At 41.0% G+C, this 17,330-nt stretch carries 14 protein-coding genes; 5 read left to right on the forward strand and 9 right to left on the reverse strand.

Translation table 11 applies throughout. The features are described from left to right. Window positions 1-343 precede the first annotated feature (343 nt). Complete coding sequence (gene fraI / locus H6G59_RS23995; protein WP_190719538.1) at window positions 344-1,006, reverse strand: septal nanopore formation protein FraI; 663 nt, start codon at window positions 1,004-1,006, stop codon at window positions 344-346. Between the two features lie 259 nt (window positions 1,007-1,265). Between fraI and galE the strand changes: the two genes are divergently transcribed. Next, window positions 1,266-2,264, forward strand: coding sequence for a UDP-glucose 4-epimerase GalE (gene galE, locus H6G59_RS24000; protein ID WP_190719541.1), 999 nt, complete (start codon window positions 1,266-1,268; stop codon window positions 2,262-2,264). A 160-nt stretch (window positions 2,265-2,424) separates the two neighbouring features. On the opposite strand, the gene H6G59_RS24005 is transcribed toward galE, so the two are convergent. From H6G59_RS24005 to H6G59_RS24015, 3 genes are all read right to left on the reverse strand, one after another. Then, window positions 2,425-3,066, reverse strand: a complete 642-nt coding sequence (locus tag H6G59_RS24005; protein ID WP_190719544.1) for a hypothetical protein — start codon at window positions 3,064-3,066, stop codon at window positions 2,425-2,427. Continuing rightward, window positions 3,041-4,270 (reverse strand): urease accessory protein UreH domain-containing protein, encoded by a 1,230-nt coding sequence (locus tag H6G59_RS24010; protein ID WP_190719547.1) that lies wholly within the window; start codon window positions 4,268-4,270, stop codon window positions 3,041-3,043. Before H6G59_RS24010 ends, H6G59_RS24005 begins: the two co-directional genes overlap by 26 nt. 259 nt (window positions 4,271-4,529) lie before the next feature. After that, window positions 4,530-5,339, reverse strand: a complete 810-nt coding sequence (locus tag H6G59_RS24015; RefSeq protein ID WP_190719550.1) for an SDR family oxidoreductase — start codon at window positions 5,337-5,339, stop codon at window positions 4,530-4,532. Between the two features lie 96 nt (window positions 5,340-5,435). Between H6G59_RS24015 and H6G59_RS24020 the strand changes: the two genes are divergently transcribed. Both H6G59_RS24020 and H6G59_RS24025 read left to right on the forward strand, forming a co-directional pair. Further along, window positions 5,436-5,840 carry a MerR family transcriptional regulator gene (locus H6G59_RS24020; protein ID WP_190719553.1) on the forward strand — a complete coding sequence of 135 codons (405 nt, stop codon included), beginning with the start codon at window positions 5,436-5,438 and terminating at the stop codon, window positions 5,838-5,840. A 47-nt stretch (window positions 5,841-5,887) separates the two neighbouring features. After that, a complete protein-coding gene (locus H6G59_RS24025; protein ID WP_190719600.1) occupies window positions 5,888-6,913 on the forward strand; it encodes a M28 family peptidase in 1,026 nt (341 codons plus the stop codon). Here H6G59_RS24025 and H6G59_RS24030 read toward each other — a convergent pair. Further along, window positions 6,910-7,350 (reverse strand): hypothetical protein, encoded by a 441-nt coding sequence (locus H6G59_RS24030; RefSeq protein ID WP_190719556.1) that lies wholly within the window; start codon window positions 7,348-7,350, stop codon window positions 6,910-6,912. The two genes, H6G59_RS24025 and H6G59_RS24030, sit on opposite strands and share 4 nt — an antisense overlap. A gap of 362 nt (window positions 7,351-7,712) precedes the next feature. On the opposite strand from H6G59_RS24030, the gene H6G59_RS24035 reads away from it, so the two are divergent. Beyond that, complete coding sequence (locus tag H6G59_RS24035) at window positions 7,713-9,368, forward strand: alpha/beta hydrolase (RefSeq protein ID WP_190719558.1); 1,656 nt, start codon at window positions 7,713-7,715, stop codon at window positions 9,366-9,368. Between the two features lie 320 nt (window positions 9,369-9,688). Here the strand turns inward: H6G59_RS24035 and murD are convergent, their stop codons facing one another. The 4 genes from murD to H6G59_RS24055 form a co-directional block, all read right to left on the reverse strand. Beyond that, window positions 9,689-11,113, reverse strand: a complete 1,425-nt coding sequence (murD, locus tag H6G59_RS24040) for a UDP-N-acetylmuramoyl-L-alanine--D-glutamate ligase (protein WP_190719560.1) — start codon at window positions 11,111-11,113, stop codon at window positions 9,689-9,691. 80 nt (window positions 11,114-11,193) lie between these two features. Beyond that, the gene (gene glyS / locus H6G59_RS24045; RefSeq protein ID WP_190719563.1) at window positions 11,194-13,344 is read right to left on the reverse strand and encodes a glycine--tRNA ligase subunit beta; all 2,151 of its coding nucleotides are present in this window, start codon (window positions 13,342-13,344) and stop codon (window positions 11,194-11,196) included. A 341-nt stretch (window positions 13,345-13,685) separates the two neighbouring features. Further along, window positions 13,686-13,838 (reverse strand): hypothetical protein, encoded by a 153-nt coding sequence (locus H6G59_RS24050; RefSeq protein WP_190719566.1) that lies wholly within the window; start codon window positions 13,836-13,838, stop codon window positions 13,686-13,688. Between the two features lie 212 nt (window positions 13,839-14,050). After that, window positions 14,051-15,979 (reverse strand): heavy metal translocating P-type ATPase, encoded by a 1,929-nt coding sequence (locus H6G59_RS24055; RefSeq protein ID WP_190719568.1) that lies wholly within the window; start codon window positions 15,977-15,979, stop codon window positions 14,051-14,053. A gap of 138 nt (window positions 15,980-16,117) precedes the next feature. On the opposite strand from H6G59_RS24055, the gene H6G59_RS24060 reads away from it, so the two are divergent. After that, window positions 16,118-17,329, forward strand: coding sequence for a sigma-70 family RNA polymerase sigma factor (locus H6G59_RS24060; protein ID WP_190719571.1), 1,212 nt, complete (start codon window positions 16,118-16,120; stop codon window positions 17,327-17,329). Window position 17,330 lies beyond the last annotated feature (1 nt).

Here is a 17,330-nt window from a genome sequence, read left to right on the forward strand (position 1 = left end):
GTCAGTAGCGGAGCCGGAGACGCTCCGCCTCCGGTCAGAATCAATCAGTCGAGGATTGGGTACCCACAACTGAATTGTTGCACCACCAAATCGTAGATGTGGTGGGGGTCTTAAACCCGGTTATTCATCCGCCACTCGCACAGAATTAATTCAGCAATTCTGACTTCTGACTCCTGAATTCTGTTCGATAAAAATATTTATTTGCGTATTTACACCTTTGCGTCCCTGCGTGTCCGTGTTTGCGCGTTTATTCTTCAAGTTAGCAAATCAGACCAAATTTTAAAACAGGCCAGCCACTACAAGGTAGCAGAGCGGCCTGTTTATAATCAGGTTTTCCACCTTCTTAAGAGCGCCCGCGTAAGAAAATGTAAATCTGATTGAGATAACTTTCCCAAACTTGGGTTGTCAGTTGTAGCGTTTCCGCATTAGGTACAAAATCTTCTACTCGTAATCCTCTTGTACTGATGGCTTGAGGATTTTGTAGTAGATAGGATGGTATTCCCATATTTAGAGCATTGAAGGCCATGGTTGTCCGATTCATATCTCCCACAGGTAGGATGCTATCCCCTCTGATATCTGAGATGTTCAAAGCAGTACTTGTTGGACTCAAAGCAACTAATGCAGACGGGGGCAGCCCTGCCCCTACTGGGGTTCTGACGACGAAGTAAGCAATAGCTGGTGTACTGGACAATAGCAAAATCGTCAGCGCCCAACCCAATAACAACCCACCGGGTTTGTCTATCCCACCTCCTTTGATCTTTTGGGCAGCAATCAACAACATTAAAACCGACGCACCTAGAGGCTTGAGTGGAAAAGAGATCAACCGCCACAAGGAAGCTACAGCGGGTTCACTAGGATTAAGAAATGCCAAAGCTAAAACGACCAATACAATCCCTAAAGCAAATCGTCCAACAAAGTTTACTGTTGGATAAAATCTCTGGAATAAAGAAAAGGCAACAACACCAATTAGCAGCCACAACAATACCCGGCTTAGTAATTGAAACATAGATTAACTCTCTAATTTTCTGGTGTGGCAAGCCCAAAGGATGCGGGGAGTGGACTTATTTTATCGTCAAACTGTAATTTCACTATTAGCCGACCTATAAAATACTTCATACCTCACACCTACAGACTACCGTCGTAGTGATTTTAGTTCAATTTTTTGACACTGCGTCTATATCTTAGGATTTTCCAGAAGAGCAACATAGCACCAGTAAACTAAATTAATTGAGTAGTAGTAGTCAAATCGTTATAAAGGAAAAACTATGTCGGCAGGAAAGCCCACCATTTTGGTAACTGGGGGAGCGGGTTATATTGGTTCTCATGCAGTACTTGCTTTGGTAAAGGCAGGTTATCAGGTGGTGATCCTCGATAATCTGGTGTATGGACATCGTGATTTAGTGGAAAAAGTTTTACAGGTAGAACTTATAGAAGGTGACATAGAAGATCGTCCCCTGTTAGATCATCTATTTAAAACCCATGATGTGGCAGCAGTTATGCACTTTTCAGCCTATACATATGTGGGCGAATCAGTAACCAATCCTGCCAAATACTATCGCAATAACGTTGTCGGTACTTTGACGCTGTTAGAGGCGATGCTGGCTGCCTCTATTCAGAAATTTGTTTTCTCCTCCACTTGCGCCACTTACGGTGTACCAGAATTTATCCCGCTGACTGAAGAACATCCCCAACATCCCATCAATCCCTATGGAACTACCAAGTTAATGGTAGAGCAGATTCTTTCTGATTTCGACGTGGCTTACGGCTTAAAATCGGTGCGTTTCCGCTACTTTAATGCTGCTGGTGCTGATCCCAATGGATTATTGGGTGAAGATCATAATCCCGAATCTCATTTGATTCCTTTAGTATTGATGACAGCATTAGGCAAGCGAGAATCAATCTCGATTTTTGGTACCGATTATTCTACTTCTGATGGAACTGCTATTCGGGATTATATTCACGTCAGTGATTTAGCAGATGCTCATATTTTGGGTTTGGAATATTTACTCCAAGGTGGTGAAAGCGAAGTTTTCAATTTGGGTAATGGTAACGGCTTCTCGGTTCGAGAAGTGATTGCCGCAGCACAAGAAGTTACAGGAAAGATTATACCTGTTCAAGAATGCGATCGCCGTCCTGGAGATTCTCCTATTCTCATCGGCACAAGCGAGAAAGCCAAAAAAGTCTTAGGCTGGAAACCTCAATACCCAGATATTAAAGATATTGTCGCCCATGCCTGGCAATGGCATCAAAAACGGCACAAGTAGGTGACAGGGAGCAGGGGAGATGCGGGGACGCGGGGACGCGGTGATGCGGTGACACGGAGATGCGGTGACACGGAGACGCGGGGACGCGGTGATGGGGGGAAAATTAAGAATTCCCTGTTCCATGTTCCCTGTTCCCTGTTCCCTGTTTACGAATTACGAATTACTCTTTCCTCAGTGCTTGCACTAAGAAAAAGACGATACCTATACATAGGAGTATAATTGCTATGACAATTATAGGCTGTATGAATCCTATCGCCCCACCTTGCTGTTGATTAGTAATATTTTCTACAGCTTGTGGAGTCTCTACAGCCTTACCTGCTGCTACGGTGATTTGAAACTTTAAATCAAAAGGTCGAAAACTCCCTTCTGTGGCTGGTTTACCAGTCAGTTTGAGTTCATAAGCCCCTGGTTTGGGAAAAGTAATTTTTGCTCCTGGTATGCCTTCATACCGTTCAGCCTGCACAGGTTGCAAATCAGGCTCAAGCAGTGCCGGTTCTCCTGGTGTATAAGGTTCGGCATAAACAGCCAACTGACAATCACACTCTTTGAGGGGTAGTACCTTACCACCTTTGCGGGTAAGAGCAAACCAAGCTTGAGCAGGTTCCCCCGCACGGGGGTTATCATTGGGTTCAATGTGGAGAGTACCACCAACATCGGCTGCAATTTGCACCTTATGAGCAGAAGCAACAGAAACTGATGTTAATAATATAACTATAAAAAATACTGATAAGACATAATTTGTCTTTCTCCGCCTGGGTGTAGTCGAAACACTGAGTTTACCGTGACTTGTTTGGGGGGACATACAACTTTTCTATACTTAATTTTGACCAAAAACAGTGCCAACGGACTAATAACACCCCAAGAGTGATGATTCCCAGTAATACAGCCGCTAATTTATTTTCCCAACTTAATCTTAAAGAACCCAGATAATGAGAACCAATTAAAACTGCATGAATGGTACTCAATAGTAAAGCTGGAACGCTTAAAAGATGAATTTGCCGCCAATACTTACCTAAATATTTTTGCATTTGATCAAAACTTGTAAAAGCCGCAGGAGCCATTAACATCAATGCCACAGCACCTGCACTCATACCCCATTGAAATTCCAAAGGCAAAAACCCGAAAGCGGCAAAATTCCATTGTAGGGAGTGTTCTATCATGTGGGTGGTATGCACCCCAGAGAGAATAAAAGCAGCTACTCCTAAAGCGCGACGGTAGCGCAGAGGTGATGCCCAGCAGCTACTAATGGGACGAGCAATTAGCGCCAGAATTAGGCAAATCAAGGCGGCGTGTCCGCTGTAGTCTACCATTGTGTCACCAGTCCGCAACAGGGTAATTGCGCCAATAATCAGTGTCACCCACCCACCCAAGCGAAACAACTGACTTCGCCGATCTTTACTCATTAAGGAAGTGGAAACACCTACTCCCAACATCGTCGGTAGAGTTCCCAAACCAAAAGCTAACATGGTAATTGCACCATGCCATAAATTACCTGTGGCTGCGGCTTTAATTTGAGCAGCGTATAAAAAACCGCAAGGCATCAAACCCCAAGTCATCCCTAATAGTGCTGGTGTCCACCATCTACTGTGTAAGGATAGCTTCACCATCCCTGCACTCAGTCGGTTATGTAAACTACCTTGTAATAGAGGGTGTAGTAAGGGAATACGTGGTATTAAGTCTGGTTTGACTTGTCCTAAACCAAACCAGATCAGCATTATGCCAGTAATTATTGCTATCCAACGGCGGAAATCGCTACCAATACCTGCTAATTGCCCACTTTCGACTAGTACCGAACCTAATGCGCCAATTCCAGCGCCAACCAGAGCATAACTCAACATTCGCCCTAAGTTTAGCAGGGTATGAAATTTTAATTGCTGTTGCCAACCCAGAGTTTCCTGTTGATGCGAAAGGGAAAATGCAACTGCTAGGGGGCCACACATCCCAAAGCAATGTCCAAAACTCCCCAGGAAGCCCAGGATTGTCATCAACAGCAAATCTAACCACATAAATAAAGTCCTGAGTCCTGAGTCCTGAGTTATGAGTTATGAGTTCTGAAGCTTAAGTCAGAACTTTTCTAGACGCGAACTTTACGTTAAAATTGTCATTTTGTCAAAAGACAAGCTGTCAAACTAGTACAGCAAGGCGCAAATAAGCAGACCATCAACAATTCCTGAAAAGTTTGTATAATCTGCTTTTTAAATTCCGCCGTACTGTAGCGTTTGATCGAGGATTTGTTAAAATGCTTTTAATCAGGATAAAATGGATCTAATAGCTTTTTCCCAGCATTATCTTACCAACTAAAGACCGCCATAATTTATCTGGAAGTATGGCGTGTAGGAAGAAATAAGCCTCACCGTAAGGAGAGTAACGCAGCCTTCCTGATTGATCAGTTGCTGCCCGATAAATTGTTTTTGCCACTCCTTCTGGTTCTGCTAAATAGTCATTAATCTTCTTTGTGAACTGCTGTAAATGATTGACCATTTGTGCATAGTCAGGATGGGTAGCCCAAGTTGTGCCGCGATTAAAAAAGTTGGTTTTGATGCCACCTGGTTCAATAATTTTTACCTGAATCCCAAAGGGACGTAGTTCATAGCTTAGAGACTCAGAAAGTCCGTCTACAGCCCATTTAGTGGCGTGATAAGAGGAAGTAAGCGGAAAAGCGAGACGACCACCAATTGAAGAAACATTGATGATTGTGCCTTTTCCTTGCCGGCGCAAAACTGGAATAACATTTTGGATAGTGGATACAAGCCCGAAAAAATTAGTTTGAAACTGATGCTCTAATTGCTCAGGTGTCACACCTTCCAGTGGTCCCATGAGCGCATATCCAGCATTATTGACCAAAACATCAATCTGCCCAAAATGCTCTAATGTTTCGCGGGTAGCAGAGGCAATGGTTTCCGGTTTGGTGAGATCTAGATGGGGATAGATCACGTTCTTTTCTTCTGCCCAATTATCAGCCTTATTGAGCGATCTCATCGTTGCTGAAACATTCCAGCCTTTCTGGAGGAAATACTTGGCTGTTGCTTCACCAATACCACTGGAAGCACCTGTAATTAAAACCGTTTTACTCATCGTTGCCTTTTAGAAAATCAAATTTTGCTATTTATACAGGTATCTTAAACTGTGGAGTATAGTCCGCAGTCAAGTAAGATATTTGAGGTTGCTGTGATGTTGATTGGTGAACTGTCCCAGAAAACGGGGCTATCGAAGGACACTATCCGTTTTTACGAAAAAATAGGCTTAATCGCTGCCGGTGATAAGCCTGCTGGAACCAGAATCTACAAAGAATACAATGCAGAGACGGTAGAACGTCTTTTTTTAATCAACCAGGGAAAAGGACTCGGATTTACTCTGAGTGAGATCAAACAGCTAATTGATCAATGGGGAAGTGATGCCATGCCTCAAAGCGAACAAATCAAAACCATTGAGCGCAAACTCACCGAAATTGATCACAAGATACAACAAATGAATAATATCAAATCTTACTTGGCTGCTAAATTAGGTAAGCTAAAGCAAGGAAATAATGAATATATCCCACCTGCAACATCCAGACAAATTAACTCTGAGAACTAAATTATTTGCGTTATCTTAGGTCTGGAATATAAGAGTAATTAATAATGATGAAAAAATGGCTTTGGCTAATGTTAGTGATCTTGGTTGCAATAGCTGTGATGGACATTAGCGGTGCTTTCCAGCAACCTGAAATTTTACCTATTGTTGAAAATACTCCCATAGAAAAACCCCAATCCCAGCCAGAACCGCAGAATAATAATACTAATACTAATACTCTATTGGTGTCTGCTGATCAGCTTTTGGCACATCTTCAAAAGTTGAATTTTCAGCGATTTACAACAAAAGAGAGATTTAATACCCGCACTTATATTACAACTGAATTAAGGAAATTCGGCTGGAAACCGCAAATAGAAAAATTTCCTACAGGTGTAAATATTTTTACTCAACGACAGGGAACTGACAAAGCTGCTGGTGCAATTCTCATCGCTGCCCATTATGATAGCGTTGAATTTTCTTCTGGTGCAGATGATAACGCCACGGGTGTAGCTGTGGTATTAGAAGTTGCCAGACTTTTCGCTGACTATCCCACATCTAGAACATTGCAGTTAGCTTTTTTTGACAAGGAAGAAGCAGGACTTTTAGGTAGTCAAGCTTTTGTCAAGCAAAAAGCACGTATATCAAATCTGCGGGGTGTAATTGTCATGGATATGGTGGGTTATGCTTGTTACACTGCTGGATGTCAGAAATATCCGACTGGATTACCTGTAACTCCACCTAGCGATAAAGGCGATTTTTTAGCAGTAGTAGGTGATATGGAACATCTACCTTTATTGAATGCTTTTAGCAACCCTAATCAAAATCTACCAGCAGTACTGACATTACCTGTACCTTTCAAAGGTGTGTTGACACCGGATACTTTACGTAGTGATCATGCACCATTTTGGTATCAAGGTGTAGGTGCTGTATTAGTGACAGATACTGCTAATCTGCGTAGTCCTAATTACCACCAACCCAGTGATTTACCCAAAAATATCGATCGCTCTTTTTTCACAGGTTCGGCGCAAATTATTGTCAACGCTGCTACTACTTTGTTAGAAACAACGGCTGTTTTGACAACTCCATCAGCGACTTAATTAACCTTGGGTTTAGGAAATGTCAAAGTCCAGCTTTGAGGATTATTCATCTGAGAATATAAACCTTGAAAAATCATTTTTATAGCAATGCGACTTCTCATATAGTGCCTAATCAAATGAGTTCCTGGTTTGGCAACAATATTATTATAACTTTGGCTATAGCCAAAAGGACGAGAACAGTATTGGCGATTACCTGGAACTGTTAACATAAAAAATGGAGTTTCCTTATATTCATCAGGAACCATAAATATCCCATATACATGATGTTCACCATGCCAAGGTTTAACAATAACCTGAGTTGCTTGGACTTGAAATTTGTTGTTTTTTAATTTCAGCACATCTACAAGACTGCAATTAGAATCATTTACAGGCCACCAAATAAGAATAATGATTATAGAAAACAGCAGAATTAAACCATAAGTGAAGGAGCGACGCATACAGTCAAGATAATTTTGTGGGCATGAGATTTAAATTTCTATAGGACTCCTATTTGATTTTTGTGAAAGTGTCCTGCGCTTTGCGTTTAGAAAAATCAGTACATATCTACCTCTCCTGTTCCCTATTCCCTATTCCCTATTACCTGCCCACACAAGTAAATTCCGTAATCAAACCGGATTCCTATATATTGTCGTATTTAAATTAGACGACTATTTAGGCAATATTAGTGGTTATTAATACCAATTTTAAATAAATTTTGTCAATGAGGTAAGATTGTTTATTGTAACTTTTAATTCAGAATAATAGTAGTCAAACACACGAAAAGCAGCTACAATCCCTTAAGTTGAGGTGCATTCTGAAAATGTTTATAAAAAAAAGCTGGAAAAATATTAAGCTAGTTGCAGGTGTACTGAGTGCGATCGCACTCACGCAACTATTGGGAGTAAACACTTCCGCGCAAGCAGCAGATCAGGTTGTGGTGCGGTATGGTGCTTTGGAAGAATCTGTCTCTCTTTCTGACTTAAAAAAGACTGCGGAAACTGGAGAATTACCTGCTAGTTTAGGGACTTACACCAAAAGATTAACCGAACAACAACGTAGTTTCCTGGTGCGGGGCTTAAAAATTAGAGTACCTGTGAATGTCGTCACTCTCAATCGCTTACTCAATACTCAACTGGGTAACACCATTCTTAATGACATCTCTAAGGCTATAGTCCGTGAGGATAAAGCTGGAGTTCAAGCACTCAGATCAGGTTTAATTTTAGGTGCTAGTTCGTCCCAAGGTCTATCTGTACTCAATTTTATTGCGGCTTATCCCAGTAAACGCCTAGAAATTAGTGTACCGCAAGCGTTGACAGTAGCGCAGAGTTTGAATATGGCTTTTTGGCGGACTCAGCAGTTGATGCTGGCTATGACTCCCCGAATTGACCCCACAAAAGTACAAGTTTCTTACTCTGTTGATCCTACACAATCGGGAAGCGCCCAAGTACAAGTACTAAACTTAAATCTGAATGATGAAAAGCGACAACGTAATATTCCCTTAGATGTTTACTGGTCAACTGCTACAAATACTGACAAACCTGTAATTGTCTTTTCTCATGGTTTTGGTACAAATCGTACAGATTTGCGTTATTTAGCTGAACATCTGGCTTCTCATGGTTATGTAGTCGCAGCTGTAGAACATTCTGGTAGTAATCAGACAAGCAGGGATTTAGCAGTTAAAAATAAAACTCCGTTGCTTCAACCTCAAGAATTTGTAGATCGACCAAAAGATGTTAGCTTTGTTTTAGATGAATTAGAAAAGCTAAATCAAACGGCTGATAACCCATTAAAAGGGAAATTAGCAACTAATAAAACTATGGTTGTCGGTTATTCTTTTGGTGGTACTACAGCTTTAGCATTGGCTGGAGGTGAGTTCCAAATTGACAGTCTCACAAAAAGCTGTGATCAGCAATCGGCTAAATTGGCTTTGCTACAAAGTTTTTTGTGTGTAGCTAAAGGATTACCGGAAAATAGCTATCAATTACGAGATGACAGAATCAAACAGATAGTAGCCCTCAATCCTGCTACTTCTTTAGTGTTTGGTGAAACGGGTTTAACAAAGGTGCAAGTACCAACTTTAATATTAACAAGTTCAGCCGATAATGTTACCCCACCTTTAAGTGAACAGATTATCAGTTTTGCAAAAATTCAATCTCCTAAATGGTTGGTTGGTGCAGTTGGTGGTACTCATCTGAGTGTGATGGATGCTAGTCTGATTAAGAATAATCAGGAAAACACTAATTCATCTTTTTATGATCGGGAAGTAGTGGGTGAAAAATCCGCAGATATTCGCAAATATTTGAAAGCTATAACTTTAGCAATGGCTGCACAATTAACTCCTGAAGCCAGCAAGTATGCAGTTTTCCTGACTCCAGATTATGCTCAAATTTCTTCAACTTCACTGTTTCCATTTCGGCTAGTGAAGGAACTTCCTCGCGATGTGCTGGGGTTGACGAAAGGGTTGGGTGAAAAATAAATAAACAAAAAAGGCTTGGAAGGGAAACCAAGCCCAGACTTCACTCAGGGTAAAATATACTATATACTTTATATTTTTTAAGTAATTCAAGCATCCTCCTTAAGACTGACATTCTCTAATTTAGTAAACAGGTTTCTGGTAAAAATCAATTATTGATTCTGATGGCTACTTAGAAATTTTACAAAAGTCTCAGCAATTATTAGTTATTAAACGCAGATAACCGCAGATACAAGTCATAGAATCTCATTTATAATGAGATTAATCCTTTGATTTTGTAGGTAGGGGTTTAGCACTGCTAAACCCTTACAAATCTAGTGTTTTTAAATAGGAGTTTTCAGACACAATTGACGAAAATCATCGCCCCGCACTTCAAAATTAGGATATTGGTCAAAACTCGCACAAGCGGGAGATAATAACACTACTGTTGCTTGATGCTGTTTGGCTAATTCTGCTGATTTGGAAACTGCGTTTGCCATTGTTTCCACAATCTCATAATTATGATATCCTACTTCTTGCAGACGTTGCGCGAATGCAGGTGCAGCATTACCAATAAGTAAAACAGCAGCGGCTTTAGCTTGAATTTTTGCTAACCAACCTGTATCATCTCCGGGTTTGGCTTCCCCACCAGCAATGAGTATGGCTGGACTTTTCACAGATGCTAAACCAACTTCAGCAGCATCGTAGTTAGTGGCTTTGCTATCATTAATAAAGTCAATTCCTTCCCAAGTGCAGATATGTTCTAAACGATGGGGAACACCAGGAAATTCTCTAATTGCATGAGAAATTGCTTCAATATCAATATTTGCTAATCTGGCGGCTGCTACTGACATGAGAAGATTTTGTTGGTTATGTTCTCCTACCATTCGTAAAGCGGATACTTCCACAATTTGCTTGGGTGCTGATGTGGAGTTTAACTTTTCTATTACCCAACCATCTTCAATATAAAAGCCTTTTTCCCCAATGAGGAAATCTTTACCTTTAACAGTTGTCCAATAAGCATCTTGCCATTGATTTAAACCTATTTGACTCAAATAGGCATCATCCCCATTGAATATTTTTAGTTGAGAATTATTTAATAGCTTGGCTTTGATATTGTAGTAATTTTCTAAAGTTTTGTGGCGCGGAAGATGATCTGGTGTGAACGTTGTCCAGATTCCAATGCGGGGAGACAGGGTGACGGAAGATTCGATTTGATAACTGCTAAGTTCACCAATTATCCAATCTAGGCGATTTTGGATTTTGGATTTTGGATTTTGGATTTTGTTTTCTTCGTCGCCTTCAATTCCCATCTGGGTTAAAGCGACTTCACAAGCAGCATAACCGATGTTACCACAGGCTGGGGCGTTGAATCCTGCGGCTTGAAAAATGGCAGCAGTTAGGGCTGTGGTGGTGGTTTTACCGTTTGTACCGGTAATTCCTACCCAGGGAATATTTTGTAAATGTCGCCAAGCGAGTTCCATTTCGCCGATAGTTTCAATTCCGAGCGATCGCGCTTTGGCTAAGATAGGAATATCCCAAGGTACTCCAGGGCTGACGACTATTAATTCGGGTAAGTGATTAGTATCGAGGTTTGGAGAATGTCCTAAGTTGACGGTAATTTTTTCAGCTGCTAGTTCTTTTTGTTGTTTAAGAAGGGTTGGGGAGGTGTTCGTATCGCTGATTTCTACCTCCCAGCCTTCCTGTTTCAACAATCTTGCCGCAGCAACCCCGGACTTTCCCAAGCCAATAATGCAAGCTTCTGGCATAGACTGTGTAGCATCCCTGGTTAAGCTACTTTATGTTAACCCGAATTGGTAAAAATTACACCAGTTTTTGTTGCTTTATGCTACAGATTTTTCACAATCGCCCCAAAATCAGCTAAAACACGGGCATGATTTCGGAGTAATCCCAGCAAATTTAACCGATTTCGCTTGATGTTTGCATCTGAGTCCATGACTAAAACGCTATCTTCACCATCAAAAAATTTACTCACGGTAGGCGCAATTTTTTCCAGTGCGGCTATTAACAGTTGATAATTGCGGGTTTGTTGTGCTGCTTGAGTTTGTGGAACTAATTCTACTAGGGCGTGATAGAATGCTTGTTCAGAAGACTTTTGGAAGAGTTCTGGTTTTACAAGGGATTGTGGTTCTAGCTGTTGAAAGTCTAAATCTCCCTGTGCTGCGAGACGGGTAGAACGGTTAACGGTTTCGTAGATTTTATCTAATGTACCGTCTTTGCGGATTTGTTGTAAATAGAGAGCGCGATCGCGTACTTCTAATAAATCCTGTAAAGCGCGTTCTGTGTATTCTGGGTCATTTTCTCCCAATACAGCATTTACCAAATCATAATCTAGCTGTTTTTCTTCTTGTAATAAGGTGCGGATACGTTGTAAGAAAAATTCTTGCAAGTTGGAAATTAAGGATTTCGCATCTTTGTGAAAAGTGGTGGCAAAATTTGTAGCTATTTGCTCAATTAGATGCACTAAATTAATTTGCAAATTTGCAAACCAAGCTATTTTGACTATGGAATTAGCCGCACGACGTAAAGCAAAAGGATCAGATGAACCTGTGGGAATTAAACCTAAACCAAAGATACTCACTAAAGTATCTAATTTATCAGCTAAACTGACAACTTGACCTGTGAGAGTTGCGGGTAAGATATCACCTGCACCTGTGGGTAAATAATGTTCAAAAATCGCTTTGGCAACTTCGCTATTTTCTCCACTGGCTAAGGCGTATTTTTCTCCCATAATTCCTTGCAATTCTGGGAACTCATACACCATTTGCGTGACTAAATCTGCTTTACATAATAATGCGGCTTTGTGAATATTCTCGCTTGTTGCTGCATCTAATTGTAATTGGTTGCTGATTTGTCCAGCAATATTCACTATTCTATCTACTTTGGTACGGACAGAACCTAACTCTTCTTGGAAAGTGACTTTTTCTAATTGGGGTAAATAGCTTTCTAAAGGTTTAGCTAAATCAGCTTCATAGAAAAATCTGCCATCTGCTAAACGCGCCCGAATTACTCTTTCATTCCCGACAGAAATAATATCTGATTTGGCGGGATCACCGTTAGAAATTGTGATGAAATTTGGCAACAATTCATTATGATCGTCATTTTTGAAGATGGGAAAATAACGTTGGTGCGTAACCATCACTTCTGTAATTACTTCAGTTGGTAATTGCAAAAATTCTGGTTCAAATTTACCGATAACTGCGGAAGGATATTCAACAAGATTGATGATTTCTGCTAATAAATCTGGGTAAAGAACTGTATGTCCACCTGCTGTTTGGGCTGCGGCTTGGACTTTTTGGGTGATGACTTTTTCCCGTTCTTCAGGAATGACAGTCACAAAAGCAGAACGGAGAGTATTTACATATTCTGTAGGGTGGGAAATGCTGACAGGTTCGGGATGTAAAACGCGATGTGCTTGAGAAATGCGATCGCTCTTCACAGTCTTTTCGCCATTCTTTAATTCTAACGGCAAAACGTCCCCATCTAACAAAGCTACCAACCAACGAATGGGGCGAGAAAATCTTTCATCTCCGCTTCCCCAACGCATTAACCGCTTTCCTTCCAAATTCCAAACCCACTGGGGAACCAATTCTGTTAAAATTTCCGCAACAGGACGGCCAGCAGTCTTTTTCTGAACAAAGACAAAATCCCCTTTCTCTGTGGGACGAATTTCTAAAGCTGTGATTTCCACACCTTGTTTTTTAGCAAAACCTATTGCTGCTGGTGTGGGTTGACCATCTTTAAAAGCTGCTTGTGCGGGTGGTCCCTTGATTTCTTCTTCCTTGTCTGGTTGTTGAGACGGTAAACCGGTGATTAAAACCGCTAACCTTCGAGGAGTTCCATAAACCTCAACCGCTTCTGGAGTCAGACTATTTGCTTCCAGACTTTGGGGAATGCGCGATCGCCATTGTATGATGGCATTACGCAAAAAACTTGCAGGTAGTTCTTCTGTACCAACTTCTAATAAAAATGCAGGCATAAGTCACTAATTTTCGTCAGTCAATTCCACCAGTTTACCTTGTCATTAGGCTGAAGTATGGGTTGTAGAACAGATGTGGCGGAATTTTATTTGCACTAAAACCTCAAAATCGAAATGATGTGAATTTCTGTATAATCCAGACGGTTGACATTTACATCATCTGTCAGAATCAGGATTGTAGGGTGGGTTAGCGACAGCGTAACCCACCAAAATCATCAACCACCTATTCTCACATCTTGCACCTTCTCAATAAGGGTGCGGTGGGCAATGCCCACCCTACGCAATAATAAGGGTTGTAGACTTAGATTTTCGCAATAAGATGATGGTGCAAGATATGATTATTAACTAAACAAGAAATTAGCACCAAACAGATTAACATTGAAGTTAGCACTATTAAACCCAGATGTACCGGATAAAGTAGCTAAATAACTGACCAGTTCCAAAGCCAGAATTACCAATTGTTCCATCACCAATGCGTAGGAGAGTATTAGCACCTGATGTCACCACATCAATATTAGCAATTCCTGTAAATATCAATAATCTCTAGGGTGTCCCCCACTGCGTACGCGTAGTTACCCACAACTGTCACATCATATGCATAACTTACAGCGGTTCTCGGTTGAATGCAATATAATCTAGGGCGGGGAAACCCCGCCCCTACGGGCTTAAACAACTGTATCTCATAACAGCAGAAAGCGCTGTATATTCACTTTTTCAATAACCTTAAACCACTCAAAGTCACTAATACCGTCGAACCTTCATGGCCGATAACGCCTATAGGGAGGTTAATATTCCCGAAAAAGTTACCAATCAAGAGTAAAACAATAAAACCTAAAGCTACAGTAATATTTTGTTTGATTATAGAGTGCGATCGCTTGCCCAATTTCATCGCCACCGCAATCTTTTCTAAATTATCCGCCATCAATACTATATCTGCGGTTTCCAAAGCCACATCACTACCAGCCACACCCATAGCAATACCAACAGAAGCTTGCGCTAACGCAGGTGCATCATTTATACCATCCCCCACCATAGCCACAGTCTGATAATGTTTCTGGAGACTACGAATTACATCTAGTTTATCTTCTGGCAAAAGCTCTGCATACACTCGATCAATTCCCAGCAACTTAGCCACAGTTTGGGCTGTTCTGTGATTATCCCCAGTTAACATGACAATTTCTTCAATTCCCAACTTCCGTAACTGGTGAATAGTTGCAGCTGCTTCTTGTCTGACTTCATCTGCGATCGCAATTATACCCAAACAATTGACGATTCCTGATTGAGAATTCTCCCTGGCTACCCAAACCACAGTTTTACCCTCATCTTCCCAACCTTGCGCCGTTTTTTGCAAAGCTGCGGGTAAATTAGTCACATACTTTTTAATAAAAGTCCCATTCCCGACAATGATCTTTTGTTCATCTACTATGCCAATAATACCCTGTCCTGGGAGAGCTTGCGCCGCAATTGCCCGTTCCCATGTTAACTCAGCCGCAGCTTGAATAATTGCCTTAGCAATGGGATGTTCAGAAGCCGATTCTACAGATGCTGCTGCTGTTAATACATCATTGTCAGTAAATTCCTCAAATGCAATTACCTGAGAGACTTTTACCAGTCCTGTAGTCAGAGTACCAGTTTTATCAAATGCGATCGCTCTAACTTTCCCCATCATCTCCAATTGAGAGCCATTTTTAAACAAAATTCCCCTTCTTGCACCATTAGCAATTCCAGACAGTAAAGTAGGCATTATTGCTGCCATTAAAGCACAGGGAGAAGCTACCACCAAAAAAGTTAAAGCCCGATAAATCGTAGTTTCCCAATCCCAACCCCAGAGAAATGGCGGTAAAATTGCCAATAATATCCCCACAATCACAATAAACCGCGCATAGCCCCGTTCAAATTTTTCGATAAACTCTTGAGAAGGTGGTGCTTCTGTTTGCGCTTGTTCAACTAACTTAATTACCCGTTGAATTAAACTACTTTCCGCAGGTTTGTGTACTTGCAACTGTAACGCCCCATAACCGTTGAGACTACCCGCAAAAACTTCCTCTCCCACCGTTTTTTCTACAGGTAAAGATTCCCCCGTAATAGCTGCTTGATTTAAAGTACTGTAACCAGATAAAATCACCCCATCAGTAGGAATTATTTCCCCCGGTTTCACAACTATTTCATCTCCCACCCGTAACTCAGAGATAGAAACCATTTCCTCACTTCTTTGACGCAGAACCCGCGCTGTATCTGCTGTCAAACTCATCAAACTGCGGATACTGCGTTCTGTGCGACGCATAGCGTAACCTTCCAAAGCGCCACTAATCGCAAAAATGAGAATTAAAATCGCACCATCAATAATTAGATGATATTCCTGTTTCCATAATCCCAAACTAGCAGCCCCTAGCGCCGCCACTATCATCAGTAAATCTACATCTAGTTCTTTTTCTTTAAAAAGAGTAGTTAGTCCCTCACGAGCGCTTTCATAACCGCCAATGACATAAGCCGCAGGTAACAGTAGCAACGCCAAACCCAACCAGTTGAGATGTAAAGCAAACCAGCCGAGAAATAGCAAGAAACCACAAAGCATTGCGGCAACAGCGTCAGCGTGTTCTGTAGTGAATTGTTGAAACCGTTGGGGGTAGAGCATAAGAGTTGTCTGAAGATAACTACTCTCACCCTAAACCTTGACATCAATGTCAATGTCAAGAATGTGGGCTTTATTTTTTGTCGCTACACCTTATACTTGATCTCAATATCTAAACCCTATTTAGCAACCTATTAATTCATGCGCTCTCGGCAAAGTATCCTGGAAATGTTTGCGACTTTCCTACAATTTGAAGCTGAACGCTTCAATGGTTGGGTATATGATGCCAAATTACGCCGCAGCATCCAAAATCTCTTATTACAGATACCCCAAACGCAAAACTCAGAAAATTTTTGGGCAATTTACTGGCATAAAGCTTGGCAAACTCAACCAAATTCCTTAGCGCTTGGTCATCTATCTGCGTATTTGCAAGAAACCTGTTATTGGTCTGTACAAAGAACAATTCCCCAATTTTCTAGCTTACAGAGTAGTTTATCTGATTGTTTTCAAATAGCAATTTCAGAAGTTCCCAAAATCTTAAAAGGTTGTGATCCTAATCAAAAAGCTAGTTTAAAAAGTTATAGTGCTGTAGCTTTTGGTAATATTATTCGTGATGCTTTACGCCAAAAACAAGAAATAGATTTTTGTAATGATTGGGCATTATTGCTGAAATTAAGCCGCAAGCGACTCCAGGAAGCTTTACAAAATGCTGGGGTGACAGATGAGATTATTGCTTGTTACCTGTTGGCTTGGAAATGTTTTACAGATGGTTATATTCTGGGTAAATCACCAGGTGTCCGTAAATTACAAAAACCTGACCAAGAGACTTGGGAAACCATAACTCAACTCTACAACCGCGAATGCTTAACCCTAAACCCACCTGGGACAGAATGCAATGGGGAAACTCTAGAAAAATGGCTAGTTTTTTGTGCCAAACAGGTGCGTGCTTATCTTTATCCAGTAGTTTCTTCCCTCAACTTACCCAAGCTAGGACAAGCAGAAGGTGAATTACAAGATGATTTACCAGATAATACTCATGAATCTTTACTAACTAGTATAATTGCTGAGGAAGAAGCCGAAACTCAAAAAAATCAACAAACAGAAATCCACAACTTGTTAATTTCGGCCTTGGGAAAACTGACTCCACAATCACAGCAGTTATTGCAGCTATATTATCAGCAAGGACTCACTCAACAACAAATTGCCCAACAGCAACAAATCCAGCAATATCAAGTTTCACGCCAATTAGCTAAAGCCAGAGAATCCCTACTGCTGGCCATTAGCAAATGGAGTCAGGAGAAAATGCATATTTCTCCAACTTCCAACGTGGTGAAATATATTAGTGCAGTGTTGGAAGAGTGGTTACAGAATTATTTTCGTAATCTGGAATCTCACTCCTCAAAGGAGAAATAGT

The organism is Anabaena lutea FACHB-196 (assembly GCF_014698305.1).
GTDB lineage: Bacteria > Cyanobacteriota > Cyanobacteriia > Cyanobacteriales > Nostocaceae > Anabaena > Anabaena lutea.